The organism is Acinetobacter sp. 1124_18A, assembly GCF_052824995.1.
The window spans coordinates 117,847-143,318 of the sequence record NZ_VTDF01000006.1; the positions used below are offsets into that span (position 1 = coordinate 117,847).

Genomic DNA, 25,472 nt, shown 5'->3' on the forward strand with positions numbered 1-25,472 from the left:
ACAATTTTATAGAACAAAACACCACTTTTTAAAGGCAAAGTGACTTAGACCAATCGCTAAGATCATTTTTTAAAGCATTTAGTAAAATATAAAAAAATCCAAATAACCTCGATATTCGAAAGGCCCGATTTGCCTTTTATTTTATCAATGAGATTGTGTCGTAAATAATGAAAATTCTATTTTTACATGGCTTGGATTCTTCCCGTGAATCAACAAAGTTCCATGCCATTTTACATCCTGAAAAATTTTGTATTGACGTCGATTATCGTAACTTAAGTTATGCATCTGTTGAGTACTTTTACCATCAGGCTATTCAGACGATCAAACCAGATTTGTTGGTGGGCCATAGCATTGGAGGCTATTGGGCGCTAAAAACTGCTGCTCAACATAAATTAGCTGTTATTGTGGCGAACCCAAGTCTTACACCTAATTTTCGGGAGGACTATCCTCAACTTTCTGAAGAAGAACTCACTCTCTCTAATCCTAAAATGGCCTATTTAGAATTAGGAGATGAGCAACTTGATATGTATCAGGTTCAAGAAAAACTTGCTCCTTATATGAATATTGAAACTTTTGAAGGTGGGCACCATCGCTTGGCCTATCCTTCGCGAATTAATGATCTGATTATAAAAATTTATAAAAAATATTTGGCTTAGACTTAGATAGTTTGATTATAGAAAAACTGGTGTATATGTGAGTAAAAGAAGCACTATTTTGCTTCAGCCATTTTTTTAACCACATCAAAACCTTGAACAAAGCCACTTTTCAACATGCCCATATATTCAGGCAAGGTGGCCACTTCAACTTTTAGAGTGGTTATATTATCTTTTTGGGTTAGAAAATATTTTTCTAAGGAACCACTCCACCCTTTAACCTCTTCACTCTCTAAATCTTCCTTACCCTCCTTAATCATTCCTAAATGTTTAAAAATCAATATTTCCGGTTTTTGCATTTGTTCAATCGTAGAAACCATTCCATTTCCTTCACCGTCAAGAAAATAAGTTCTACCGCCTATTTGCCAGTCGGTACGCATGGAGGAATCCGGCGCAAAGAATTTCGTCCAAGCGTTATAAGTCTCGCTATTCCAAAGTATGTCCCATACTCTTTCTATAGGCGCCTCAATTTCCACTTCATATACTAAATTTTCCATATTTCACTTCCCTGATTTATACCGTCTTAATGACAGAAAATTTTAATTTTCGGTTTTAATAATGACATTCTGTCACATCATAGTTTGTTGTTATTTAGCTTTCGTATGAGATGATCTTTATTTCAAGATACTTTGACAAATAAAATTAATTATAAGAATGCATTAGTTATTATTCGTTTATGGCGAAGTTTTGCCTAAATAACCAGTTATTTGTCCTAACCTGCCATTCATCTTTACTTACGAATGATTAAACTCCGTTATTTACTTTACTTTGAATGTAGAACTGCGTAAAAATTTGATATCCGATCAAAGGCACATTGGTTATTATTGACCGGATCGTAGTTACATTATTAATAGATGGAATAGTTTTACTGAAAGGCAGCTTTGAGCAAACTTATCAGTGCGGAGAGTCTCATGAAAAAATATCAATGTATCGTTTGTGGATGGATTTATGACGAAGCGGAAGGTTGGCCACAAGACGGCATTGCAGCTGGAACAAAATGGGAAGATATTCCAGATGACTGGACTTGCCCTGATTGCGGCGTTTCAAAAGCTGACTTCGAAATGATCGAAATCTAAGAACGTAAAGTAAAAGGCCATGATCGACATGGTCTTTTTTACGAATATTACCCATCACCGTATTAAATAAATAATTCTAACTCTGGAGAAAAAAATGCATCCTATCGTCATTATCGGATCAGGCATGGCGGGTTATACCTTAGCACGTGAGTTCCGTAAGCTTAGCCCAGAGCAAGAACTTATGATGATTTGTGCGGATGATGCAGTGAACTATGCAAAGCCAACATTATCAAATGCATTTGCAGGTAAAAAAGCCCCAGAGCAGATTCCATTAGGTGATGCTGCTAAAATGGGTACCCAACTCAATATGCGTATTGAGCCTTTTACTTTTGTAAAAGAGATTTTAGCTGAACACCATGAGCTTGTTTTAGAAAAAGATGGTGTAACGTCGAAGCAACCCTACTCAAAACTGATTTTAGCCGTGGGTGCTAATCCAATTCGCCTTGCAATTGCAGGTGATGGTAGCGATGACATTCATGTCGTTAACTCATTGATTGACTACCGCGCTTTCCGTGAAAATCTAGCTCAGCGTAAAGACAAACGTGTTGTTATTTTGGGTGCTGGTTTAATTGGTTGTGAATTTGCCAATGACTTACTTCATAGTGAATATGACATCACTGTGATTGATTTAGCTCCGCAACCATTAGGTCGTTTACTTCCAGAACATATTGCTTCTGCTTTCCAGCAAAATCTTGAAGAAGCTGGAGTAAAATTTGCACTTGGAACCACGGTTGAAAAAGTAAGCAAAATTAATAATGGCGAAGACTATGCGATAACACTCGCAAATGGACAAACATTGGTTGCGGACCTTGTTCTTTCTGCAATTGGTTTACAGCCAAATATTTCACTTGCTAAAAGTGCAGATATTCAAACAAGCCGTGGAATTATTACCAATGGTTTACTTGAAACCAACCAAGCAGACATCTATGCAATTGGGGATTGCGCAGAGGTAAACGGTACTTTACTTCCATATGTAATGCCGATTATGCAGCAGGCTCGCGCCCTCGCAAAAACACTTAGTGGACAACAAACTGCTGTGCACTACCCTGCTATGCCAGTTGCAGTAAAAACGCCAGCAGCTCCACTCACAGTTTTGCCTGCTCCAATTGATGTAGAAGTGAACTGGGAAACGGAAGAATTCGACGATGGGATGCTTGCCAAAGCAATTGACAATGAAGGAACATTGCGTGGTTTTGTATTGTTAGGTGCAACCGCAGGTAAACAACGCTTAACTTTAACAAAGCTTGTTCCAGATCTTATTCCAGCCCAAGCATAAGGTTTGTATCAGGAATACTCAGTTAGAGAGTATTCCTTTAAGGAATGAATAACATGAATAGCGCCTTACAGTTTAACATTTCACCGTACACATCTTTCATGCAAGAAACCAAAGTCAACTTAGGCAATGGAATTGAATTACATGTAGAAGTTGGTGGAAAACCAGAACATCCAACCATTTTGCTGATTATGGGCCTTGGTGCCCAAATGCTTTTTTGGCCAGATTTCTTCTGTAAATCGCTGATTGATCAAGGATTTCGTGTTATTCGTTTTGATAACCGTGATATTGGCCTTTCTTCAAAAGTACGTCATGAAGGTAAACGCTTAAATACTGTCAAATTGATGGGCCGCTTTGCACTAGGGCTAACTAATCAGGGTGCACCTTATACTCTGCATGATATGGCAGACGATGTGTCTATGCTTATTGATCGTTTAGGCGTAAGCAAAGCACATGTGATTGGTGCATCAATGGGTGGGATGATTGCTCAAATTCTTGCAGCAAAATATCCAGAAAAGGTTGAGAAGTTAGGGCTTATGTTTACAAGCAACAACCAGCCATTTTTACCACCGCCTTTTCCGAAACAACTTTTGAGTTTAATTGGCAAACCCGAGACACGTGACGAAGAAGGTATTATTAACCACAGTTTAAAACTATTTCAATTGATTGGTTCACCTGGTTATATCAACCAGATTGAAGCAATACAAACTGCGCGTAAGCTTTATCAACGTAGCTACTATCCTGCTGGTGTACTTCAGCAGTTTTTAGCAATATTATGTACAGGCTCCTTACTTCAACTGGACCGTGAAATTAAGCAACCCGCATTAGTCTTACATGGCTCTCGCGATCGCTTACTTCCACCTAGCCACGGTAAGGCTGTAGCAAAAGCAATTTCCGGTGCTAAGTTTGAATTAATTGATGGAATGGGGCATGATATCCCTGCACATTTTATTCCACAGCTTAGCGGTTTATTTGCGCATCATTTTAAATCATCAGACTAGGACACTATGGCTGCATTACCCTCACTAAGACAGCTATCATATTTAGTTACGTTGTCGGAAACTTTGCATTTTACTGAAGCAGCACGCCGCTCTTTTGTCACTCAATCGACGTTATCAGGCGGCATCATGGAGCTTGAACGTTTATTAGGTGGCGTTCTGGTAGAACGTGATCGTCAGAATGTGCGTTTAACACCTTTAGGTGAACAAGTCGTTGCTCGTGCCCGTGTATTACTAGCAGATGCTCAAGATTTAATGCGTTTGAGCCGTGAAATGAGTGAGCCGTTAACGGGTGATTTGCATTTGGGTGTTATTCCAACCATTGCACCTTTTATCCTGACACGCTTACTTAATGAAGTGCATCAACAGCTACCTAAAATTCAGCTGCATTTACATGAAGCACAAAGTGAAAAAATTGTAGAGCGTTTGGAACACGGAAATCTAGACATGATTGTTCTTGCTCTACCGTTTGACACTCGAGGTCTAAAAGTCGCTGAAATTTCGAAAGAAAATTTGTACCTTGTATGTAGTAAGCAAGATGCAAATGCTCTTCAAGCAAACTCTCTAGATGATCTTGATTTATCAAGATTAATTTTGCTTGAAGAAGGCCACTGTTTACGTGACCACGTTTTAAGTGCATGCCCTATCGGTGAACGTAAAAACGACAACCGTTTAAAAGCAAGTTCTTTACCAACGTTAGTTGAAATGGTTTCTTCTGATTTAGGCTTTACACTTTTACCAGAAATTGCAATTGAAAATAGTATGATCAAGTTTAATGATCAGATTACTGCAAAACCAATTGAAGATGCACCGAGCCGTACCTTAGCGCTAGTGACTCGTAAAAGTACACCATTGCAAAGTGAGTTCGATGTATTACTGCAAATTATGCAGAAGATCACCACAAGAATACATGAATAAAAAAAGGAGTCTTCGGACTCCTTTTTATTTTATTGCGGCGTTAAAGATGCCCACTTAAACACCCAAGCAGATGGCATATTCAAACTATTATCAGCAATAATTTTTTCTCTAATAATTTGTGCAATGGCATAGTCATTGGCAGGGTCTACCATGACTCGTATGCCTTTAGTCGTTGTACTCGTTACAACCTTGTACCCTTTTGCTTCTAACTGCGACTGAACCGTACTTGCCTTATTTTGATTAGCAGCTAGCGCCACTTGTACCATCCATTTCTTTTCACCATTTTCTAAAATTTCTTTAGCGACAGCTGCATCAAGTTGCTTTTTACTATCAAAATTTTTCTTTTCTTCTACTTTCTTGGTGTGGGTATCTTCAATTTTCTTTTGGGCTACAAACTCATCTTGTTTTGGTTTTCTTTTTTGGATGATTATTTTTTTATTTTTCTCTCCACTTTTGTTAGCTTTTTCATTAGATGAGTTTACAAAATAAGGATATATCGCTTGGTCATCAAACCTTTGAAATACGATGATATCTCCATAACACTTCTGATCAGCATAAGCGGTCACTGGTATTATCCCCAAAAGTATTTTAATAAGTAAACTTCTAATAAAGCATTGCATCTTATTCATTTACCAAAGTTAAGTATATTTAATGCGGCGTATTAAAGTAGATTTCTCATGATTTGTATATTTTTAAAATTCAATGTTTTATGTAAAAAATCACATATTTTCAAAACATATTGCAGTGCTTCAAATTATTGTCGTTTATCCAGCAACCATTTAGAAAAACTAACTAAATTACTTTGAATTTCAGTCAATTAAAAAAGCCGACAAAATGTCGGCTTTTATTTATTCTTGAAAGTTCATTATTTAATAATTTCCAATAACGCTCTTTGAGCATTATGCAATTTTTCACCCTCTGCTGGCTCAGCACGAATCCAAGTACCATCACCTTGTAGCAACCATGCCTGTTGATTATCTTGTAAGTAGTTCACCAAACCTTGTTGATAAATACGTTTTTTCAACGCAGGGTCTTCGACAGGGAAACACGCTTCAACACGATTAAATAAGTTACGGTCCATCCAATCTGCACTTGAACAGTAAATACGTGCATCACCATTATTACTGAAGTAATAAACGCGAGTATGCTCAAGAAAACGCCCTACAATTGAACGCACCCGAATATTCTCCGACAGGTTCGGTAAACCCGGACGTAAACAGCAAATCGAACGAATAATCAGGTCAATCTGAACACCTGCCTGAGAAGCTTCATACAATTTATTGATTAACTGGACTTCGGTTAACGCATTTACTTTAACAATGATCTGAGCTTTGCGCCCTGCTTTAGCATTGGCAATTTCTTCATCAATAAAGTTAATGAGCTGAGCATGTAAGGTAAATGGTGCATGTAATAGCTTTTTCAATTTCGCCATTTTGCCCATACCGGTCAATTCTTGGAATATACGATGTACATCTTCACACAGATCTTTATCTGTGGTCATGAGACCATAATCCGTATAAATTCGGGCATTCGTCGCATGGTAGTTACCCGTTCCTAAATGAACGTAACGTACCAATTTATTATTTTCACGGCGCACAACCATAATCATTTTGGCATGGGTTTTATAACCTACGATACCGTAAACAACGACCGCACCAGCCTCTTGTAAAACGTTTGCTACCTCAATATTTGATTCTTCATCAAAGCGAGCACGTAATTCAATAACAGCAATAACTTCTTTTCCGTTACGCGCCGCTTCTGCCAAAATTTGCACAATTTCAGAATCAGCGCCACTACGATATAGCGTCTGCTTAATTGCTAATACTTGTGGATCACGCGCAGATTCACGTAGCAATTGAATAACTGGTGCAAAAGATTCAAACGGATGATGCAGTAAAATATCTTGTTTCTGCATTGCCGAGAAAATGCTCTCGGTCTTTTTAAACACTTTAGGCACAACAGGTGTATGCGAGTCATAACGTAAATGAGGACGTTTAAAATTTGAAACTAGACGAGCTAAATTTACTGGGCCATCAACTTTATATAATTGCTCATCAGTTAAATCGAACTCTTCGAGTAAGTACTCATAAATATGCTGTGGGCAGTTATGAGTTACTTCCAAACGAACTGCACGACCAAAACGTCGAGAACTTAATTCACCTTTTAATGCTTTAGCTAAGTCTTCAACATCTTCGTTCAATGCCAAGTCTGCATTACGTGTCACACGGAATTGGTAACATCCAGTTGCTGTCATTCCAGGGAATAAATCAGACACATGTTCATGAATAATTGCCGATAACATCACGTGATGTTCTTTACCACCTGTTAATTCGTCTGGTAGTCGTACAACACGAGGCAATGAACGTGGTGCAGGCACAACAGCCAAATCAATTTGACGACCAAAAGCATCTTTACCTTCAAGGGTAATAATGAAGTTCAAGCTTTTATTAACAAGTCGAGGAAACGGGTGTGCTGGATCTAAGCTAATTGGAGTTAATACAGGTGCAACTTGTTCCTGAAAATATTTTTTTACCCAAGCAGACTGAGCTGGCGTTAACTCACCACGACGTAAGAAGCAAATATCTTCTTCACGTAGTTTAGGTAAGATTTGCTCATTTAAAATACGATATTGACGTTCAATCGCAGCATGAGCTGTTTCAGATATTTTTTGTAAAACTTGTCTTGGTGTAAGACCATCAGGGCTACGGCTTTCATTGCCTAGAGAGAATTGCTCCATCACTCCCGCAACACGAATTTCAAAGAACTCGTCGAGATTACGTGAAAAAATGAGCAAGAAATTCATTCGCTCAAGCAATGGATGTAAAGGGTCTACCGCTTGTTCCAATACACGCAAATGGAAGTCAAGAATAGACAATTCACGATTTATATAACGGTCATTATAACTATATTCTATTGGGGTCGTTGCTGTAATCGCTGTATTCATGTCTAACTCTATTCTCTATCCAGCCAAAATCTCTATAAACCAGTATGCTGCAAAAATATGACAATTTGGTAAAAACTAAAAAATTAACACATCTTTAAAACAGCATTATTCAGGAATCTGGGTGCTATTCATATAACGTAAAATAATGCGTTTTCTATATTGTAGTTTATGATCGTTGCGGTGATCTTGATAATATTTCGGATCAGGCAATAATGCGGCTAAGAAAGCAGCTTGTTCACGCGTTAAGCTTTTAGCACTTTTACCATAATAATGATGAGCGGCTGCTTCAACACCATACAGATTTTTGCCGAATTCAACCGAGTTCATATATACCTCAAGAATTCGCCGTTTTGACCACATCCGCTCCATCATCCAAGTCGCGACTGTTTCTTGGCCTTTACGAATGAATGAACGTTTATTGTATAAAAACAAGTTCTTTGCAAGCTGTTGAGACACAGTAGAACCACCAGCAACCACTTCACCCTCTTCATTATTTCGCTCAAGGGCAAAACGGATACCTTGCCAGTCAAAACCATGATGATGGATAAACTTTGCGTCTTCGCCAGCTAAAATCGCATGTTTGAAATTGTCGCTAATATCATCATAGTCAAGCCACTGATGGACAATTGGCTCTGATGTATCAGACCAATAATCAATTCGCATGAACATGGTCGTATCCACCTCATGTGTCCGCCACCAAACCAAACTCGAAAAAATCCAAAGTTGAATAAGGAGAATCGCCCCAATAAAAATTAACAACACGCGAACAATAAAAGCTTTCATGTTCGTCCTGATCTCCTGTATTCAACTTTTTTCATGTTAAGCTGTAAAGCATGTTCATATATAACAAAAGCATAGCATGACTCAATATCAGCCTCCGCACATTAATCGTAAACTCAATGTACAAACTTGGTGGCTGACCGCTCTGCTCATCGCAATTAACGTAGGTTTGTTTGTCTGGCAAATTCTATCTGGCGTCGATATTAGTGACCCAGCCATGAAAGATGCTATTCATTGGGGAGCTGATTTTACACCACTTACTTTTTCTGGGCAGCCTGAACGTCTATTTACCAGTATGTTTTTTCATTTTGGTTTAGTTCATCTCATGCTCAACATGTGGGCCTTATATATTTTCGGTAATGTTGCCGAGTCACTATTTGGTCGCTTCTATTTTATTGGGATGTATTTACTTGCTGGCTTATTCGGTAGTCTGCTCAGTAGCTATATGACTATTCAAAATGGACATGAATTGCTGCAACATTTTGACCAGAGCTTACTTCCCCATGTCAGTGCAGGCGCCTCTGGTGCTGTGATGGGATTAGGTGCTGCGTTAACTGTACTTTCTTTATTTCCCCCTCTGCCTCATCAAGCCTACATACTCGATAAAAAAGCATTATTAATGATTATGGCAATCAACCTTATTTTTGGTTTTGTCGCAACTGGTATTAATAATGCCGCACATATTGGCGGCATGGTTATTGGAGCATTCCTTGCACTGATGTGGTACTTAAGCTACGTCAGTAAGTTTAAAAATATGCTCAGAATTTTAGGCTTATTCGGAGCAGTTGTAATTACAGGTGGTTTTTATATGTACTGTGTACAACTCAATTCACCTTTACTTCCGCTATGGCATGAAATCATCATCCAAAACCCCGGAATTATTCCTTAAGCTACAGCTGGTTTAATTCCCTTAAGCTTTGTAAAGGCGGTAAGTTACAAAGATAACCAAGTCGATAACGACCAATCAGCGCGCAAACCAGCATCATGCCAAGGGGTAAAATCAGCCATATTTCAAAATGCCACTGTATTGCCATATTCATTTTATAACTAGCAATCGCACTAATCACTTCCGCAAAACAGCAGGCTACTATGCCTGCTAACAATCCTAAAAAACCAATTTCAAAACTGAGCATCTGCTTCATTTTATTTTTAGATAAACCAAATGAGCGTAGTAAAGCAACTTCACGGCGTCGCTCATCCATTAATAGATTTAAACAAGCAATCAGCACTAATACGCCAGAAAATCCGACTAAGGCAGCTAATACAGTCACAATTTTGACCAAGACATTCATTAAGCGTTTTACTTCATCCAAGATTCGATCAACATCAATAAAAACTGTATTTGAAAATTGCTGAATAATATTGATCATTTTAGGTTGATCTTGCTTAGGTACATAAAAACTACCCAAGTAACTTCCAGCATTTTCGTCTAAGGTTTTAGGGGAAAAAATAAAGAAAAAGTTAGGGCTAAAACTTTCCCACTTCACGCTCCGAAAATTCATAACTTTGGCTTGGAATGTGCCTTCGGGCAGGCTAAAGGTAAGTGTGTCTCCAATTTGGATTCCCAAACTTTCGGCAGTTTTACTTTCGACTGAAACTTGCCCCACGCCATTAAACTGGGTTTGTCCTTTTGTAATGGCATTGTCATTCGGCAATTGATTCGATTGCGTCAGATTTAACTCACGGCGCAAAGAGTTATTTTGTTTTATGGCTTCTTCTGAAAAAGGCACATCATTCTTTGCTACCAGTCGGCCTCGGATGTTTGGATAGAGTGGCGTACTTTGCCAACCATGTAACTTTAATTGTTGCTCAAAAGGTTTTAAATCGAATGGAGGTAAACCATATACAAATTGATTCGGGGTTCCTTCAGGAAGCTGTTGCTGCCAACGCTGTAATAAATCTGTTCTTAATACACTGAGTACCGTAATGAGGCTTAAGCCTAAAGCCAGTGCAGTAATTTGTAAGGCACTTTGCGAGGGCGACCGAATATAAAAAGACAAACGATTTTTCATCTTTTTTAAACTACGAAGCAAGAGCCAAACAACGGTATACAGCAAAATACAAAGAACGATAATTGCAGCCAAAACCATAATGCTGAGCATCAAGTTTTCACTCAACACCAAACTAAAAACAATCAGGCTGCTAATGCCAGCAAAAAACATAAAGAATAATGATTTTCGAGATTTGGCTTCTTCCCGAATCACCCGAATTGGAGGTGTATTTAAAAGCTCCCAAATACTTGGCAAAATAAAACCAAGCAGCACAATCACACTCGTAAAAATAGCAATTGGTAAAGGTCCAAGTAAAAGTGGTATTAGCGAAAAACTTAACTCTAATTGAGGAATCAATTGCAGCATAAGTTGTAGCAGGCCATATCCCATGACTAAACCTAATAGACTGCCCATCACAATTGAAATCGCACTGACAATACAAAGTAGTCCAATATAGGCCCATAAAATTTGGAACTTACTTGCTCCTAAACATCTGAGAAGCGCAATGTGATCTTGGTTTTGCTGAACATATCTTTGACTCGTTAAAGCGATGGCGATCCCACACAACAAAATCGTTAAAATATTAGCCAATTGCAAAAAGGTATCTAGGTTTTCAAGCGGGCGTAATAACCGACTATTTGACTCACTTGCATCACGCAAACGTAGGCCCGCCGTTTCATCTGCTTCTTTAGAAGGTTGATGTTGTTGCTTAAATTGCTTCGAGAAAGCTTGAAGCTGTTCAGGTTGACCAGACATTAACAGTCGATAATCGATTCTGCTGCCTGTCTGAATCGCATGAGTTTTAGCAATATCAGCTTGATGAATAATAACCGTTGGAGAAAAACCTGAAAAACCCAGTTCCTGATTTGAATCACGCACAATCACACCGCTAAATCGGAATGAACCATCGGCAATAGAAACAGTATCTCCTCTTTTTACTTTTAGTAAGTCCGCTGCTCTTTGACTTAGCCAAACTTCACCAGATTGAATCGCTTGAGTTTTTGGCGCAATTTCAAGCTGTCCTCTTAGTGGAAATGCAGGTTCTATCGCTTTTACATTGACCATGACAAACTGATCTTGGGTATGCGCCATCGAACTAAACATGGTCACATTAGTTTGTTTCAGACCCAACTGCTCTGCCCTTTTTTTCCACGACTGTTCGATAGGTTCGTTATTCGATAGAACTAAATCAGCACCCAACATTTGCGAAGCTTGTAAACTGACAGCATTTTTCACTTGGTCATTACTAAATTTCAGGGCTGTGGTTGCACTAATCGCAAGCGATAGAGCAATAATCAGCAGATATAATCCACCCGTACGAAAACTTTGTAGGAAGAGCGGCTTTAGAAGATTACGCATAATTTAACCACCCTGTACTGTCTTTAGTCGGCCGTCGTCTAACTCAACATGACGCTGACAAAGGGTTGCTAAATTACGATCATGGGTCACTAAAATCAGAGTCGTACCTAACTCTCGGTTTAAATCAAAGAGTAAACTTTCAATTTCTTGTGCTGTCTGACCATCTAAGTTTCCAGTAGGCTCATCCGCAAAAATAATTTGTGGTTCTGCAATAAGAGCTCGTGCAATCGCCACACGTTGTTGCTCCCCTCCAGATAAGACTTTAGGCGTTTGTTCAACCTGACGACTAAGACCTACTCGATGCAACTAATCTAAAGCTTTTTTCTCTGCGGTTTTATAATCAAAATCTTTACGTAACCGTAAAGGCAACATCACATTTTCAAGCGCACTCAACTGAGGTAAAAGTTGGAACGACTGAAATACGAAACCAATATGCTGCATTCTAATTTGGGCACGTTGTTCCTCTGTTAACTGATGAACAGCTTGACCACACAACCAAACTTCACCTTCAGATGGTTGATCTAAAGTCGCCAAAATTCCCAATAATGTTGATTTACCTGAGCCAGAACGCCCAGTAATCGCCACCTGCTCCCCTTCAAAAATCTCTAAATCGATATCTTTTAAAATCGTAAACTGATTTTGGTTAATCTGAATAGTTTGTGTAACTTGATGGGCAGCAATGATGGGTTGTGGCATGATGTAAAAAGTCCTATTTATTCAGAATCAGGGTCGAAGTACAAATGTCTAAATCTTTTTTGATTGGTTCTAAAAGCATCATGCTCATCTCATTAAGTATGCTGCCTATGCTTGTATCGGCAAAAACTATTTTAATTTTAGGAGATAGTATCAGTGCCGGTTACGGAATTGATCCCAAACAAGGTTGGGTACAATTACTGCAAAAACGCTTAGACCAACAGTATCCCAAACAACATAAAGTGGTCAATGCAAGTGTTAGTGGAGAAACAACCAGCGGCGCTTTAGCCCGATTACCTAAGTTATTACAGACTTATAAACCAAATGTGGTCGTGATTGAATTAGGCGGAAATGATGGCTTACGTGGGCAACCACCTCAAATGATTCAAAAAAATCTGGACCAGCTCATTCAATTAAGCCAGAAACAAAGAGCCAAAGTTATTCTTTTTGGCATGAAAATTCCGCCAAATTATGGGGCTGCATATAGCAAAGCTTTTGAAAATAACTATAAAGTTGTCAGCCAAAAATATCAGGTGAAATTACTACCATTTTTTCTTGATGGAGTCGCAGGTCAAAAACAGCTTATGCAAAATGACTTGATTCACCCCAATGCTCAAGCACAGTCAAAATTACTTAATTTGGCTTATCCATATATAAAAGGTGCCCTGTAGGCACCTTTTAGTTTTAAGTATTATTGCTAATATGATTAGAAATCAAAAAAAGTAACTTCACCAGTTTCTAGCGAATATTCAGCGCCAACAACAATTAATTTACCTTGTGCAATCAAGCTTTCAAGCACACTTGAACCGTGACGTAATTGATTTACCGAAGCAAAAACGTTTGAACGTACCGCATGACATGAAAGTTTCTTCAAATCATTTTTTAAATCAGTTTGCATTAAAATTTCAACTGATGGACGAACACGGTTCACAATCGACATTAAGTTAGATGATGGTGGCTGATCAGGGTTCATTAATGTATCAATGGTCGCCTGAATCGCGCCACAATGACTATGTCCTAATACAACAACAACTGGGCAGTCATAACGCTCTGCCGCGAATTCAACACTACCTACTTGTGAAGGGGCAACAACGTTACCAGCAACACGAATTACGAATAAGTCACCAAGACCTTGGTCAAATACCATTTCTGCTGGAACACGTGAATCTGAACAACCTAATACAATCGCAAACGGATTTTGATCCTTTGCCATTTCAGCGCGTTCATGATGAGATAAGGTTTTTGCAAGGGAAGTATTTCCATTTACAAATCGTTGATTACCAGCTTTCAGACGATCTAAAACTTCTTGCGCAGTAGGCATTTTATATTTCCATTGTTCTTTCAAGGTTGGAAATCATTTTAATGTGTCAAAATTTGAATGTCACTGACAAAAAATTAAATCCTTTTCCATGAAAAATTTAAAAAATACTTACTCTATTTGAATGGGGAATTTACTGCACATTTCGTACTGTTTAGTGAAAAAATAGACATACTTTGGTTCTCGGATTGACTATAATTTTTCTCCTTTTGATCATTTGGCAAATGACTCATTGGCAAAGTTTTTCAATAATTTTCAAACTCGCTTATGCCTCAAGGATGAAATCTTATGACGACGCTGTTTGTATCAACCAAAACGACCCTAAAGAAAACAGCTATGGCACTTGCCTTGGCCTGTAGCCTTACAACAATAACAGGTGTTTTTCAGACGCAAGCAGCTGATACGATAGATATAAACTTTCAGAATATTTTACAGCAAGAGCGCAGTTGGGCAGGTTTACAAAGTAAAAATTTAAAAGTCGGCGAGGTAACATGGTCATATAGTGAAGGTGGTTCTACGACTAAACCGACGTTGCTCCTTATTCATGGATTAGGCGGGAGTCGTGATAACTGGAACCGAGTTGCGCGTTATCTCACAGCAAATTACCACGTCATTATTCCAGACTTACCAGGTAGTGGTGAAACAATCGTTTCTCAAGACTTTGATTATTCTGTCCCAAATCTTGCTGAAAAATTACGTCGATTTGTTGAAGCTGCAAATTTAAAAGGCCCAATTCACATTGCTGGCCACTCACTTGGTGGTTCGATTGCCCTACTCTATGCTGGACAATATCCATTTGAAACCAAAAGCCTATTCTTGGTTGATAGCGGTGGTATTTTCCGTTCTGCAAATACAATTTATTTAAAAGATCCAGCCTACTTAAAACAACTTTTAGTATCTAAAAAAGGTGACTTTAACTATTTGTTAAAGCAAACCATGTTTAATCCTCCATTTATTCCTAAAGAGTTCCTTCAAGCTCAAGAGAAGCTCATGATTAATCAGGCGCCTCAAACACAAAAACTGGTTGATCAACTGATTGCACTCAATAAAGTCTACACGCCAGATTCATTTGCAGTTCTCACCAAGACAATCGATGCACCGACACTGATTTTATGGGGCAAGCAAGATAAGATTATTAATGTCGAAGTAGCAAGTGAACTAAAACGACTTTTAAAGAATGCCCAGCCTCCAGTGATTTTAGAGAATGTCGGCCATATGCCAATATTGGAAGCCGAGCAGCTGGTTATTCAACAATATGTACCGTTTTTACTTAAAGTAGAAACAAATCAGTCTGCAAAAACGACTACACCTTAAATAAAACTTCGGACTTGTGAGACCTTATGTCTACCCAACCGCTTATAGAAAAACTCATTGAAGCTCATCTTGATTTTTTAGATGAGGAATTTGCTCAGCCTCATGTTATCAAACAAGAATTTGAGCAATTTTATCATTGGTTGGGTAGTCGGCAACTACAACACCTCTGGACCTTTGAACAAATCCAGCAGCTCATTCAAAAGCAGATTTTAGAAACTCCTGCTTCTGATTTTCTGCTTGAACAAATTGCAGAACATATTCGCTTTGCACTGATTCATCCAGCTAATGAAAATACAACAATTGAAGATGTTATTCCTGTTTTAACAATTGATGGGATAGCGCAATACGTTGCAAGTAAAGAAGAGCATCGTAAAAAAATCATTAAAACGATTGTGAATAATCCTGCATTTTCAGCACTCTTGACTCAACTGATTCAACAAACAATGCATGATTACTTAGATGAATCTATGTCAAAACGTGTGCCGGGTGTAGGCCGTTTTATGAAAATGGGGAAATCTGTTCTAGAAACAGTGACTGATTCAAATCTAGACGACACGATTAATCATTATTTGCAAAAGAATATTTTAAAACTGAGTCAAATGAGTGAGCGCGTTTTAAACCAACATTTTGACAATGATAAGCTCTACCATTTTCAGGCAAATGTTTGGCATAAAGTTAAATCTATGCCACTTTCTGTCTTAAAAAACTATGTAGAAGTTCAAGATTTATCAAAAACTGTAGGTTTAGGACACGAGATTTGGGATCACATTCGTCAAACTGATTACCTGAAACAACAAGTCCATGATGGTATTTACACCTGGTATGTTCGCAATCAGGAACGTAGTTTTGATTTGCTACTGCGCGATCTCAATATTAATGAAAGTTTAATTCAACATGAACTGACTCAGTTGCTTGTGCCTGTATTACAGCAATTAGTTACAACGGGACATTTAAGACGCCGCGCCCGTGTTTACCTAGAGAAATTTTATTATTCTGAAAAAGCATTAAATATTATAAATAACAAAGGCGCTTAAAGCGCCTTTGTTATTTGTCTTGATTAGAAAGAATATTTTAAAGAAGCGTAATAAGCTCGACCTGGCTCATTGTAGGTTTGACTGATCGAATTACTGTCTCTTAAAATTTGTTTATCAAACAAGTTACTTACGCCAACACGCGTACTAATATTGTCTGAAATTTTATAACCCATATTAATTCCAGCGGTGCTATAGCTTTTTACAGTACTTGGCTTAATTGCAGAATTTGTTCCACCTGAACCAATGCCAGATTCGATTCTATTTTCAGCAAATTGACGCGACTTTTGACGGCCATATTGAGTAAATACAAAATTCACATCTAACTGATCTGTAATGTCGTAATCAAAAATTGAGTTAATCGTATAGTTTGGAACTAAAGATAATGGGTTACCTGTTTGCTTATCTTTCGAGTCCATCATGTAAGTAAAGTTATTGGTCCAACGAATATCGCCAAAGTCTAACCCCAAACTTCCTTCAAAACCTTGAATTAATGCTTTAGGCGTATTTTCCCAGCGTAAGATATTCCACTTGGTATTGGTCACAGCTCCTGTATTAGCATTGGTGCTTGAACCATCAACTGTTCCGACAACATTTGTACCCGCCACAATCTTATCTTTATAGTCATTGCGGAACCAAGTTAAGCTCGCATTTATGATATCTTTTTGGAACTGGATACCAAGCTCTTTGTTTACCGAAGTTTCTGGTTTTAAATCACCATTACCTTGCAATAAGCAACGTGACTCAATATTGGCCGGGCAACCATTGCCGTTCGTACTGAGTAAGTATCCTTCGGCATTTTGATACATGTTTGGCGCTTTATAAGCTTTTGCTACCCCACCTTTTAAAGTGAAATAATCATTGAGCCGTTGAGTAACGTTTAAGCTTGGGCTCCAATTAGAACCAGATTTGCTATGGTCGTCGAAACGTAAACCTAACACGGCATCGGTGCTATCTGTAAGTTTTAAGTTATCTTCGATATATGCAGAAGCAATACGTGATTCCATTTTACTGCGATTGCCTTTGGCTAATTGATCGCCATAACCTGAACCGCTGCTGTCTGTGCCCTCATTTGTCGAAATATTATCTTTAAATCTATCTTCAACCCATTCAGTACCGAGTGTTAATACGTGTGGTACATAATATTCAAAAGGAATATTGGCTTCACCATTTAAACGAACAGTCTCTAAGCGTGAAGTGGCTTTGTCATCCAGATTATTAATTTTTCCTTCTGTGCTGCCGCCAAGACCTTCAGGAAGGCGTTTGTTGTGGGTTTTATCATATTGGGCAACTAACTTACTCTTACCCCAAGACCAATCCCCTTCGTGCGTTAACGCATAGCTATCGCGGTACATGGTATTGGTTTCTTTACCAATAAGTTCCGAAAGAATCGCATCGGCTTCAGCATTTGCATTTAACTGAGAGTCACCCGAATAAATATTACCTTGTTTGCTAGAAGAGACATCGAGCAAGACCGTTTGTTGGTCTGTTGCTTGCCAAGCTAAACGGCCTGAAATATCTTTATTTTTAACGCCTTCACGGCCAGCTGCATTACTGCCTATTGATTTATTAATATCGACATCGTCAGCTTCTGTTTTATTGTAATTACCATATAAACGATATGACAAAACATCTTTGATCAGTGGTCCACTTACGTTAAAACCAACACGATTTGATGAACCTTCTTTTGAGTCTTCAGGTTGTGAAGTATAAAACTCTACTGAGCCATGGGTTTCATTCGTCACTTTTTTAGTAATGATGTTGACTACACCACCTGCTGCACCCGAACCATATCGAGCTGCGGCTGGTCCACGTAAAACTTCAATTGATTCGATTGCTTCTGCTGGGACCCAATTTGAGTCACCTCGTGTATCACGCTCTCCTTTCCAGCCATAACGAACTGAATTACGAGAGTTAATCGGTTTTCCATCCACTAAAATAAGCGTATTTTCTGGACCCATTCCACGAATATCAATTTGTCGATTATTACCACGCTGCCCCGTTGCACTATTGCCTGTTAAATTGACACCCGGCATACGACGCACATAATCAGAAATATCATTACGGACTGGTAGTTTTTCTAAATCTTCTTTGGTAATAACCGATACACCGAGCGATTGCTTCACTTGCTCTTCAGCTGTTACGAAAATTGTTTCCAATTTCACAGGTTCAGCAGGCTTTTCTAATGCTTGTTCAGCTTGTTCTTGCTCATTTTGTGCAGCATAAGCCATAGACATCATACTTGCCAGTACTGAAACAGAAAGCACTGACTGGATAATACGCTTCGACATAAGTATTCCCAATATATTGATTTATTAAACATCTCTCATTTTAAGTTCGGCATTGTAACAAATCTAAATAAAATTACAAATGATATTGATAATAATTATCATTATTTGTATTGAATAATAAAAAAACCTCATTGCGAGGCTTTTTTATGTCACTTTTCAAATAATTTGATTATTTGAAATAAGCACCTTCAGCTTGCGTATGGTCAGTTTGGTCAACCACACGTTGAAGCTCAGGAATCTGCTCTCTTAAAGTCGTTTCAACGCCCTGTTTCAAGGTCACGTCAATTGCAGAACAGCCTTGGCAACCACCACCAAATTTCAATACAGCTGTTAAACCATGTTCTGCATCATCTTGTACTTCTACTAAGCTACAATTTCCGCCATGCCCTGCAAGACCTGGGTTAATTTCTGCTTGAAGAATGTAAGTAATACGCTCTTCAATCGATGCATCTGGACCAACACGTGGAACCTTAGAATTTGGTGCACGGAAAGTAAGCTGACCACCAAAACGGTCTTTGTTGTAATCAATTACAGCATCTAAAAGATAAGGAATAGATGGTGCATCAATATAGGCAGGAAAATCAGGATAGTCCTGTTTATAATCCGTTGGGATCACTTCTTCTGGCGCACTATATGCCATGCAACATTCTGCACGTGGCGTACCCGGATGTTCAACAAAAACTCGAACGCCAATTCCCGGAGTATTTTGCTTCGTTAATAAATCGTGCAAATACTCTTGTGCAGATGGTGTAATCAAAAGGTTTGGAATTTCTTCTGCAACAGCAGTGTTGGTGTTCTCAGTCGACATAACAATATTCCTCAAGCTGATGCCTTTATATTAACCGAAGATGAGGGGGATTTAAAAAAAATCAACTAAATTTGTCGGATTTATACACAACAGGGTTTCAACTTAAGTTTTTAATGGCATTATTGAGCCAGTATTGATCATTTTTTAAATATTTCTTATGTTGCATTTGCCATTTAACCATACAGTTACTCTTATTATTATTACGGTCATTATCTCTTTAATTGCTTTTAGCAACCAAAACGTGATGAACCGGCTAATTTTTTGGCCACCTGCAATGCAACGTGGACAGATTGATCGCTTCATTACTCATGGCTTTATCCATGCTGATGGAACACATCTACTTTTCAACATGATTACCCTGTTCTTCTTTGGCAGTATTATTGAAAGTTTTTATCGCCAATATTTTTACGACATGGGTTTTGTGTTGTTCTATTTAGGCGGTTTAATTTTTGCAATTTTACCAAGCTACCTACAACATAAAAATGATGCGAATTGGGCCAGTCTAGGCGCTTCGGGTGCTGTTTCGGCTGTTTTATTTGCTTATATTCTGTTTCAGCCATGGAAGCTAATTTTTGTATTTTTCATTCCTGTACCCGCTATTATTTTTGCAATTTTATATATAGCGTACAGTATTTGGGCTGGTAAACGCGGTAATAGTCATATCAACCATAGTGCTCATTTATGGGGTGCAGCTTATGGTGTCATCGTAACAATTTTACTTGAACCAAAAGTTATTCCCCATTTCTTAGACCAACTTACTCGCCTTCCTTTCTAAACAAAATAAATTAAAGAATGGCCCCTTGTGGGCTTTTCTTTTTTTCTCATTTGTTTATCACCATAAATTCTCAGTCTTTTTTCTGATTATCTTTGATCTTTTCTTTGTTTTGATTGCAAAAACCATCTGATTAAACTCGTGCCAATTCTTTTAATAAATCAGATGATACAATGACGTACAAAGCAATTTTATCTAGCCTTTCCATTGCTTTATTTAGCTTATCTTTGGCTGGATGTAATGACAACGATAATCAAGAAAATGTCGTAAGCACGCCTAAGCAACCGAATATCTTATTTATTATGGCTGATGACTTAGGCTATTCAGACTTAGGGGCTTTTGGTGGTGAAATTCACACCCCTAATATTGATAGTTTGGCTCAAGAAGGTCGCCTTTTAACAGATTATCATACTGCCCCAACCTGTTCTCCAACACGCTCTCAACTCATTTCAGGGACTGATCACCATTTAGCGGGCATTGGGGCAATGGCTGAACTCACACCAGAACATTTGAAAGGACAACCAGGCTACGAGGGATATTTAAATGACCGTTCTCTATCCATCGCTCAAGTACTTAAAGATAATGGTTACCGCACGTACATCAGCGGTAAATGGCATTTAGGGTTAACCCCTGAAACCAATGCACACGCAAAAGGTTTTGATCATTCATTTACCTTATTACAAGGTCTAGATCATCACTTTAAACAAGCGCCAAGTGCATTTAAGCGAAATTCGACCTATACGGAAGATGGGCAAATTATTCCTGTTTCAGCATTGCCTGATGACTTTTTCTCGACAAATTATTTTACCGATAAATTACTGAGCTATTTAGACTCAGGCAAAAATAGTGGCAAACCGTTCTTTGCTTATGCTGCCTATACAGCGCCTCATTGGCCAATTCAGGCACCTGCGGAATACCGTGAAAAATACCGTGGAGTTTACGATGTTGGTTACGATGCAATTCGTAATGCGCGTATTGCACGCCAAAAACAGCTTGGTATTATCCCTGCAAACTTTGATGCAGCCGAACCAATTGCAACTCAAAATGCTCCACAAAAATATGGAAAATGGAATGAATTAACTGCTGAACAAAAAGCACTAGAAGCCCGTAAAATGGAAATCTATGCAGGTATGGTAGAAAATCTCGATGCCAATGTGGGCCGCATTATTCAATACCTCAAACAAAATAATCTTTATGACAACACCTTAATTTTCTTTGTTTCCGACAATGGTGCGGAAGGTTTCGTTCGTGGAGGATATGGCAGTGAATCTGGCTTTGATAACTCTGTAGCAAATGTAGGTACACCAACTTCATATCACTATATTGGACCACGTTGGGCCGAGGTTAGTGCTGCACCCTTCCATTTGTGGAAGGATACAGCTGGTGAAGGTGCAACTACTGCCCCTGCTATCGTAAAATTACCAAATCAGAAAAAAGCAGAAGAAACGAATCATAGCTTTGCATCAGTACTCGATGTTTTCCCAACTTTACTAGAATATGCTCATATTCCAGTACCGCAAGGCCAATACAATGGCCGTACCATTAACACGCCATCAGGGATTTCATGGAAACCTTTGCTTGAAAATAAAACCACTACGATTCGCCCCGAAAATTTTAGTTTTGCTGATGAGTTACATGGCAGTAAATATGCAAAACAAGGCGAGTGGAAAATTGCACTTCAAGGCCGTCCTGAGCTAGGTACAGGAACTTGGGAGCTATACAACATTAAAGCGGATCGAGGGGAAAGACAGAACGTTGCTCAGCTTTACCCAACAAAAGTCCAAGAATTGTTATCAGTCTATCAAAAATATACTGAAAAAAATGGTGTGCAGGAATATAACGCCAAATGAGATTGAAACCATTTTTAGTGACGACCATCAGCCTGTCTTTTATGGCAGGCTGTAGTCAATCTTCACAAGTTTCTGAATCCACACCATCGTCTCAGCAGCAAATTTCTTTAGCTGACTTGGGGTCTATTGAGAAATGTAAAAACTACACAGGACTACCTCAAGGTTGGCTAAAACAACCCACAGCTGGAATGGTTTTAATTGCCGATGGGCATGTTAATTTTGGTTCTGAGAAAGCCTATCCCGATGAACTTAATTTTGGAAAAAAACAACGGGAAGTCAAAGGATTCTGGATTGATCAGACTGAAGTTACGGTTGCTCAATTTGCAAGCTTCGTGAAAGCAACGGGCTATATTACCGATGCCGAAAAACAAAAGCAGGCTGCTGTTTTTTCACCAGATCCTCATCACCCACAGCAATGGTGGCAGCTAAAATCGGGATATACATGGAAAACTCCAAATGGCAGTAATGGTGCGGTAGCTAATCCAAATGAACCTGTGCGATATGTGAGTAAAAATGATGCTGAACATTATGCAGTCTGGCTTGGGCATGATTTACCAACAGAACTAGAATGGGAATATGCAGCTAAAGCCAACTCAAAAACTGATACGCCCTTACATCAAGGGCCTACCGATGAACACCAACATCCACAAGCAAATTATTGGCAAGGTGAATTCCCTTTTCAAAACCTAAATCAAGATCACTTTAAAGATGTAGCGCCCGTTGGATGTTTTGCGGCAAATAATTTCAAACTGTTTGATACAATTGGAAATGTATGGGAATGGACATCCTCTCCTTATCAAGGCGCCCATGACCAACATATGGGAAATTATTCTGATTTAAGGCAACAAAAAACAACCAGTACACAATATGTAATTAAAGGCGGATCTTTTCTTTGCGCTCAAAATTATTGTTCACGTTATCGAAACAGTAGTCGCTATCCGCAAGACTTTGATTTAGCAGCAACACACGTTGGCTTTCGAACAATTTTACGATCTGATTAGTTTCTTTTAATCAAAATTATTAAATATATTTTTAACGAAAAGCAGATCGAAAAATAATCAATATATTTCTATAGTACAAAGGAGAATGATAAAAAAGTGAGAACATGATGAAAGCATTATTTCTTTGTGTAGCAGCAATTTTCACAATGTCATTATCCGCCTGTGCAGTTCATACACGGGAAGGTAGTATTGTGATTGATCCAGATTCACCTTATCACAACCATCCCGGAGACTTTTGCCCACCAGGACAAGCGAAAAAAGGACGTTGTTAGAAACACTCATTCTTAAAGTAATTTTGAAGTTACGTTAAAGAAATAGAGTTTAATTGAATGATAAGTGAGTTTGAAAATGGCGGGTTCCAACCCAAAAATAGATGGGATGAAACTAGAAAATTATGGTGCAAAAAATCACCATATCCCCAAGATTTTTAAAAGACAATCTTATGTTGTCTTCTATCTAGTTTCACCCCAATTCTTTCTTATTCCGTCTGACTTTTCTTATCTTTTAATAAAAAAGTCTAGTTTTTAATCATTTCTGCATCTGTATTATTGATACATTTTGAACATTTTACCTTCAGGTTAAAACTGATGTATTTGCTTAATACAAAATAATCATTTATGTAACGTAAGTCTATAAAAATGTTCTAAAATTGTGAAAAAAATTAAGACCAAAATGAGATGAATTTATCATAATAAATCGCTCTTCCATGTTTCATCACATAAATAATCAATATTATTTTGTCAGTTATTGCCACTCGTTTCCTTTCATTGGCATAGATAATGTATACATCTGTATATTAACCCAGTCTTATAACGAGATATTTTATGTCCAGCACAAGTCAAGTCGAAGGTCTACAATTTCCAGTACACGCCTCAACAAAAAAACAAAGCACATCTCTTACAGGCCAAGAGATTTTGTCAGAGGCTTTATCTGTTGTAGATAATAAAACCGCGCAACAAGTGTTGAATGAAAAAAACTGGCGAAAAAACTACCCTATCTATTTTAAAGCACTTGTTAAGCAAGGGATCTCAAATAGTAGCAACCCAATTACTATTGCTAAGCAAGGTTTGCATAAAGCTCACCATATTTTTGACTATTATCGTGATAGTAAACATTACCTTTTAAAAGATGCAGTTCATATTGCTTCATCAACACCCCTTCATACAGTAAAAATTAAAGGTGAAAGTGAAGCAGCTCCAGAGTGGTATGTACCTTACAAAGGACAAAAACTCAGTGGACAAAGCTTGCTAGATCAAATTCAACGTTGGGAAGAGGCTGGTATTATTGAACCAAGCCATGCAAAAGCTTTGCGTGAAGCTACTGCACACCCAGAATGGTTTGATTTATCTGACCGTACCATGGTGTTGTTTGGTGCAGCTTCAGAAGCAGGCCCCCTGCCTTGGTTAGCCAAATGGAAAGCGAATATTATTGCAGTCGACTTACCAAACCCACGTGTCTGGGGCAAAATTTTAAATACGATTCAGCAAGGAAACGCAACTCTGATTGCACCAAGTGTTGAACAAATTGATTCATCAGCAAAAGTTTCTGAATTAAGAGATAAATTGGGTGCAAATTTATTGACTCAATTACCAGAAATTGCACAGTGGCTAGTTCAGTTTCCGCAAAAGTTAGATTTGGCCGCAATTGCTTATTTAGATGGTGAAAAGCACGTTCGTGTTTCCATGGCAATGGACAGCATTATGCAATATGTGAGCGAGCATAAACCTGAGACAAGCCTTATGTTTATGTGCACGCCAACCGATGTTTACGCGGTTCCTAAAGACGTAGCCAAAGCTGCTCAACAAAAATTTAAATCACGCACAAAAATACAAAAAATGGCAGTGAAAGGCGTTTCTACACTTTCCTTAAACCGTTTTTTTCAAGCGCCATATCAAGACTTGATTGATTGTGAAAATGGAAAAACTTATGGTATTGCCGACTGTCTAGTCGTTGAGCAAGGTCCAAATTATGCGTTGGCAAAACGCATTCAACAATGGCGTGCTATTTTGGCCCGTCATCAGGGGCAACATGTAAGTATTAATATTGCTCCATCTACAACCACCTACTCTGTGACTAAAAACCCATTATTGAAAGCAGCTTTTAATGGTGCAGAGCTTTTTGATGTAGAAGCATTTAGCCCTGAAACCACCAATGCCATTATGGCAGCAATCTGGATTCATGACTTAAGAAATGAGTCTTCTGTGGCAAATCCTGAAACTGAGCTAGACCATCCGCTTGAACTTATGATGGAAGGTGCCAACCACGGTGGATTGTGGCGTGTTGCTTATTTAGCAAGAACTGCCCTGCCTTTTGCTGCAATCTATGGCTTTGCAACCGAAAAGCTACCTTTTGGAAAATCATCTAAAAAATAATTTGATTGAAGCCCAATTCTAGAATTGGGC

23 protein-coding genes and 1 pseudogene are annotated in these 25,472 nt (G+C 38.4%); 15 read left to right on the forward strand and 9 right to left on the reverse strand.

The genetic code is table 11. The annotated features are described in order from the left end of the window. Nucleotides 1–167 precede the first annotated feature (167 nt). Nucleotides 168–656, forward strand: a complete 489-nt coding sequence (locus FY048_RS13395) for a YqiA/YcfP family alpha/beta fold hydrolase (protein ID WP_042898226.1) — start codon at nt 168–170, stop codon at nt 654–656. Between the two features lie 53 nt (nt 657–709). Here the strand turns inward: FY048_RS13395 and FY048_RS13400 are convergent, their stop codons facing one another. Then, a complete protein-coding gene (locus FY048_RS13400; protein WP_446091469.1) occupies nt 710–1,150 on the reverse strand; it encodes an SRPBCC family protein in 441 nt (146 codons plus the stop codon). 414 nt (nt 1,151–1,564) lie between these two features. Here FY048_RS13400 and rubA point away from each other — a divergent pair, with 414 nt between their 5' ends. The 4 genes from rubA (at nt 1,565) to oxyR (ending at nt 4,918) form a co-directional block, all read left to right on the forward strand. Then, a complete protein-coding gene (rubA, locus tag FY048_RS13405; RefSeq protein ID WP_000760495.1) occupies nt 1,565–1,729 on the forward strand; it encodes a rubredoxin RubA in 165 nt (54 codons plus the stop codon). Between the two features lie 94 nt (nt 1,730–1,823). Continuing rightward, nucleotides 1,824–3,005: a rubredoxin reductase RubB gene (gene rubB / locus FY048_RS13410; RefSeq protein ID WP_446091470.1), complete on the forward strand. Its 1,182-nt coding sequence runs from the start codon at nt 1,824–1,826 to the stop codon at nt 3,003–3,005. 53 nt (nt 3,006–3,058) lie between these two features. Further along, nucleotides 3,059–4,003: an esterase EstB gene (estB, locus tag FY048_RS13415; RefSeq protein ID WP_446091471.1), complete on the forward strand. Its 945-nt coding sequence runs from the start codon at nt 3,059–3,061 to the stop codon at nt 4,001–4,003. Between the two features lie 6 nt (nt 4,004–4,009). Further along, on the forward strand, nt 4,010–4,918 hold the full coding sequence (gene oxyR / locus FY048_RS13420; RefSeq protein WP_446091472.1) for a LysR family transcriptional regulator OxyR: 909 nt from the start codon (nt 4,010–4,012) through the stop codon (nt 4,916–4,918). Nucleotides 4,919–4,947: 29 nt separating this feature from the next. Here oxyR and FY048_RS13425 read toward each other — a convergent pair whose 3' ends face one another. Next, complete coding sequence (locus tag FY048_RS13425; protein WP_446091554.1) at nt 4,948–5,538, reverse strand: SPOR domain-containing protein; 591 nt, start codon at nt 5,536–5,538, stop codon at nt 4,948–4,950. A 57-nt stretch (nt 5,539–5,595) separates the two neighbouring features. Between FY048_RS13425 and FY048_RS13430 the strand changes: the two genes are divergently transcribed. After that, nucleotides 5,596–5,724, forward strand: coding sequence for a hypothetical protein (locus tag FY048_RS13430; RefSeq protein WP_132071880.1), 129 nt, complete (start codon nt 5,596–5,598; stop codon nt 5,722–5,724). A gap of 59 nt (nt 5,725–5,783) precedes the next feature. Here the strand turns inward: FY048_RS13430 and ppk1 are convergent, their stop codons facing one another. Then, complete coding sequence (gene ppk1 / locus FY048_RS13435) at nt 5,784–7,862, reverse strand: polyphosphate kinase 1 (protein WP_016138921.1); 2,079 nt, start codon at nt 7,860–7,862, stop codon at nt 5,784–5,786. A 105-nt stretch (nt 7,863–7,967) separates the two neighbouring features. Then, nucleotides 7,968–8,645 carry a monofunctional biosynthetic peptidoglycan transglycosylase gene (mtgA, locus tag FY048_RS13440; protein ID WP_446091473.1) on the reverse strand — a complete coding sequence of 226 codons (678 nt, stop codon included), beginning with the start codon at nt 8,643–8,645 and terminating at the stop codon, nt 7,968–7,970. A gap of 76 nt (nt 8,646–8,721) precedes the next feature. On the opposite strand from mtgA, the gene FY048_RS13445 reads away from it, so the two are divergent. Further along, on the forward strand, nt 8,722–9,531 hold the full coding sequence (locus FY048_RS13445) for a rhomboid family intramembrane serine protease (RefSeq protein ID WP_446091474.1): 810 nt from the start codon (nt 8,722–8,724) through the stop codon (nt 9,529–9,531). Between the two features lies 1 nt (nt 9,532). Here FY048_RS13445 and FY048_RS13450 read toward each other — a convergent pair whose 3' ends face one another. Together FY048_RS13450 and FY048_RS13455 are read right to left on the reverse strand one after the other, a co-directional pair. Continuing rightward, nucleotides 9,533–11,992 (reverse strand): ABC transporter permease, encoded by a 2,460-nt coding sequence (locus FY048_RS13450; protein WP_446091475.1) that lies wholly within the window; start codon nt 11,990–11,992, stop codon nt 9,533–9,535. A gap of 3 nt (nt 11,993–11,995) precedes the next feature. Next, nucleotides 11,996–12,688 (reverse strand): annotated as a pseudogene (locus FY048_RS13455) (ABC transporter ATP-binding protein). A 44-nt stretch (nt 12,689–12,732) separates the two neighbouring features. Between FY048_RS13455 and FY048_RS13460 the strand changes: the two are divergent. Then, the gene (locus tag FY048_RS13460) at nt 12,733–13,356 is read left to right on the forward strand and encodes an arylesterase (RefSeq protein ID WP_446091476.1); all 624 of its coding nucleotides are present in this window, start codon (nt 12,733–12,735) and stop codon (nt 13,354–13,356) included. A 35-nt stretch (nt 13,357–13,391) separates the two neighbouring features. Here FY048_RS13460 and FY048_RS13465 read toward each other — a convergent pair whose 3' ends face one another. After that, entirely contained in the window at nt 13,392–14,006 is a 615-nt protein-coding gene (locus tag FY048_RS13465; protein ID WP_016138926.1) for a carbonic anhydrase, read from the reverse strand. Between the two features lie 285 nt (nt 14,007–14,291). Here FY048_RS13465 and FY048_RS13470 point away from each other — a divergent pair, with 285 nt between their 5' ends. Both FY048_RS13470 and FY048_RS13475 read left to right on the forward strand, forming a co-directional pair. Then, nucleotides 14,292–15,317, forward strand: a complete 1,026-nt coding sequence (locus FY048_RS13470; RefSeq protein ID WP_446091477.1) for an alpha/beta fold hydrolase — start codon at nt 14,292–14,294, stop codon at nt 15,315–15,317. A gap of 26 nt (nt 15,318–15,343) precedes the next feature. Beyond that, entirely contained in the window at nt 15,344–16,351 is a 1,008-nt protein-coding gene (locus FY048_RS13475; RefSeq protein ID WP_446091478.1) for a hypothetical protein, read from the forward strand. A gap of 23 nt (nt 16,352–16,374) precedes the next feature. On the opposite strand, the gene FY048_RS13480 is transcribed toward FY048_RS13475, so the two are convergent. Together FY048_RS13480 and nfuA are read right to left on the reverse strand one after the other, a co-directional pair. Then, nucleotides 16,375–18,639: a TonB-dependent siderophore receptor gene (locus tag FY048_RS13480; RefSeq protein ID WP_446091479.1), complete on the reverse strand. Its 2,265-nt coding sequence runs from the start codon at nt 18,637–18,639 to the stop codon at nt 16,375–16,377. A gap of 169 nt (nt 18,640–18,808) precedes the next feature. Then, nucleotides 18,809–19,447 carry a Fe-S biogenesis protein NfuA gene (nfuA, locus tag FY048_RS13485; protein WP_336169427.1) on the reverse strand — a complete coding sequence of 213 codons (639 nt, stop codon included), beginning with the start codon at nt 19,445–19,447 and terminating at the stop codon, nt 18,809–18,811. Nucleotides 19,448–19,604: 157 nt separating this feature from the next. Between nfuA and FY048_RS13490 the strand changes: the two genes are divergently transcribed. The 5 genes from FY048_RS13490 (at nt 19,605) to FY048_RS13510 (ending at nt 25,442) form a co-directional block, all read left to right on the forward strand. Further along, a complete protein-coding gene (locus FY048_RS13490; protein WP_336169428.1) occupies nt 19,605–20,222 on the forward strand; it encodes a rhomboid family intramembrane serine protease in 618 nt (205 codons plus the stop codon). A gap of 170 nt (nt 20,223–20,392) precedes the next feature. Further along, nucleotides 20,393–22,069 (forward strand): arylsulfatase, encoded by a 1,677-nt coding sequence (locus tag FY048_RS13495; RefSeq protein WP_446091480.1) that lies wholly within the window; start codon nt 20,393–20,395, stop codon nt 22,067–22,069. Next, nucleotides 22,066–23,070, forward strand: a complete 1,005-nt coding sequence (locus FY048_RS13500) for an SUMF1/EgtB/PvdO family nonheme iron enzyme (RefSeq protein WP_446091481.1) — start codon at nt 22,066–22,068, stop codon at nt 23,068–23,070. Before FY048_RS13495 ends, FY048_RS13500 begins: the two co-directional genes overlap by 4 nt. Before the next feature lie 107 nt (nt 23,071–23,177). Then, nucleotides 23,178–23,342 carry a hypothetical protein gene (locus tag FY048_RS13505; protein ID WP_016138934.1) on the forward strand — a complete coding sequence of 55 codons (165 nt, stop codon included), beginning with the start codon at nt 23,178–23,180 and terminating at the stop codon, nt 23,340–23,342. 552 nt (nt 23,343–23,894) lie between these two features. Further along, nucleotides 23,895–25,442 (forward strand): hypothetical protein, encoded by a 1,548-nt coding sequence (locus FY048_RS13510; protein ID WP_446091482.1) that lies wholly within the window; start codon nt 23,895–23,897, stop codon nt 25,440–25,442. Nucleotides 25,443–25,472 lie beyond the last annotated feature (30 nt).

Excerpts from the sequence above, each read along its gene's own strand:
- FY048_RS13395 (WP_042898226.1), top strand. The coding sequence starts at position 168 with ATGAAAATTCTATTTTTACATGGCTTGGATTCTTCCCGTGAATCAACA.
- FY048_RS13400 (WP_446091469.1), bottom strand. The coding sequence starts at position 1,150 with ATGGAAAATTTAGTATATGAAGTGGAAATTGAGGCGCCTATAGAAAGA.
- rubA (WP_000760495.1), top strand. The coding sequence starts at position 1,565 with ATGAAAAAATATCAATGTATCGTTTGTGGATGGATTTATGACGAAGCG.
- rubB (WP_446091470.1), top strand. The coding sequence starts at position 1,824 with ATGCATCCTATCGTCATTATCGGATCAGGCATGGCGGGTTATACCTTA.
- estB (WP_446091471.1), top strand. The coding sequence starts at position 3,059 with ATGAATAGCGCCTTACAGTTTAACATTTCACCGTACACATCTTTCATG.
- oxyR (WP_446091472.1), top strand. The coding sequence starts at position 4,010 with ATGGCTGCATTACCCTCACTAAGACAGCTATCATATTTAGTTACGTTG.
- FY048_RS13425 (WP_446091554.1), bottom strand. The coding sequence starts at position 5,538 with ATGCAATGCTTTATTAGAAGTTTACTTATTAAAATACTTTTGGGGATA.
- FY048_RS13430 (WP_132071880.1), top strand. The coding sequence starts at position 5,596 with ATGATTTGTATATTTTTAAAATTCAATGTTTTATGTAAAAAATCACAT.
- ppk1 (WP_016138921.1), bottom strand. The coding sequence starts at position 7,862 with ATGAATACAGCGATTACAGCAACGACCCCAATAGAATATAGTTATAAT.
- mtgA (WP_446091473.1), bottom strand. The coding sequence starts at position 8,645 with ATGAAAGCTTTTATTGTTCGCGTGTTGTTAATTTTTATTGGGGCGATT.
- FY048_RS13445 (WP_446091474.1), top strand. The coding sequence starts at position 8,722 with ATGACTCAATATCAGCCTCCGCACATTAATCGTAAACTCAATGTACAA.
- FY048_RS13450 (WP_446091475.1), bottom strand. The coding sequence starts at position 11,992 with ATGCGTAATCTTCTAAAGCCGCTCTTCCTACAAAGTTTTCGTACGGGT.
- FY048_RS13460 (WP_446091476.1), top strand. The coding sequence starts at position 12,733 with ATGTCTAAATCTTTTTTGATTGGTTCTAAAAGCATCATGCTCATCTCA.
- FY048_RS13465 (WP_016138926.1), bottom strand. The coding sequence starts at position 14,006 with ATGCCTACTGCGCAAGAAGTTTTAGATCGTCTGAAAGCTGGTAATCAA.
- FY048_RS13470 (WP_446091477.1), top strand. The coding sequence starts at position 14,292 with ATGACGACGCTGTTTGTATCAACCAAAACGACCCTAAAGAAAACAGCT.
- FY048_RS13475 (WP_446091478.1), top strand. The coding sequence starts at position 15,344 with ATGTCTACCCAACCGCTTATAGAAAAACTCATTGAAGCTCATCTTGAT.
- FY048_RS13480 (WP_446091479.1), bottom strand. The coding sequence starts at position 18,639 with ATGTCGAAGCGTATTATCCAGTCAGTGCTTTCTGTTTCAGTACTGGCA.
- nfuA (WP_336169427.1), bottom strand. The coding sequence starts at position 19,447 with ATGTCGACTGAGAACACCAACACTGCTGTTGCAGAAGAAATTCCAAAC.
- FY048_RS13490 (WP_336169428.1), top strand. The coding sequence starts at position 19,605 with ATGTTGCATTTGCCATTTAACCATACAGTTACTCTTATTATTATTACG.
- FY048_RS13495 (WP_446091480.1), top strand. The coding sequence starts at position 20,393 with ATGACGTACAAAGCAATTTTATCTAGCCTTTCCATTGCTTTATTTAGC.
- FY048_RS13500 (WP_446091481.1), top strand. The coding sequence starts at position 22,066 with ATGAGATTGAAACCATTTTTAGTGACGACCATCAGCCTGTCTTTTATG.
- FY048_RS13505 (WP_016138934.1), top strand. The coding sequence starts at position 23,178 with ATGAAAGCATTATTTCTTTGTGTAGCAGCAATTTTCACAATGTCATTA.
- FY048_RS13510 (WP_446091482.1), top strand. The coding sequence starts at position 23,895 with ATGTCCAGCACAAGTCAAGTCGAAGGTCTACAATTTCCAGTACACGCC.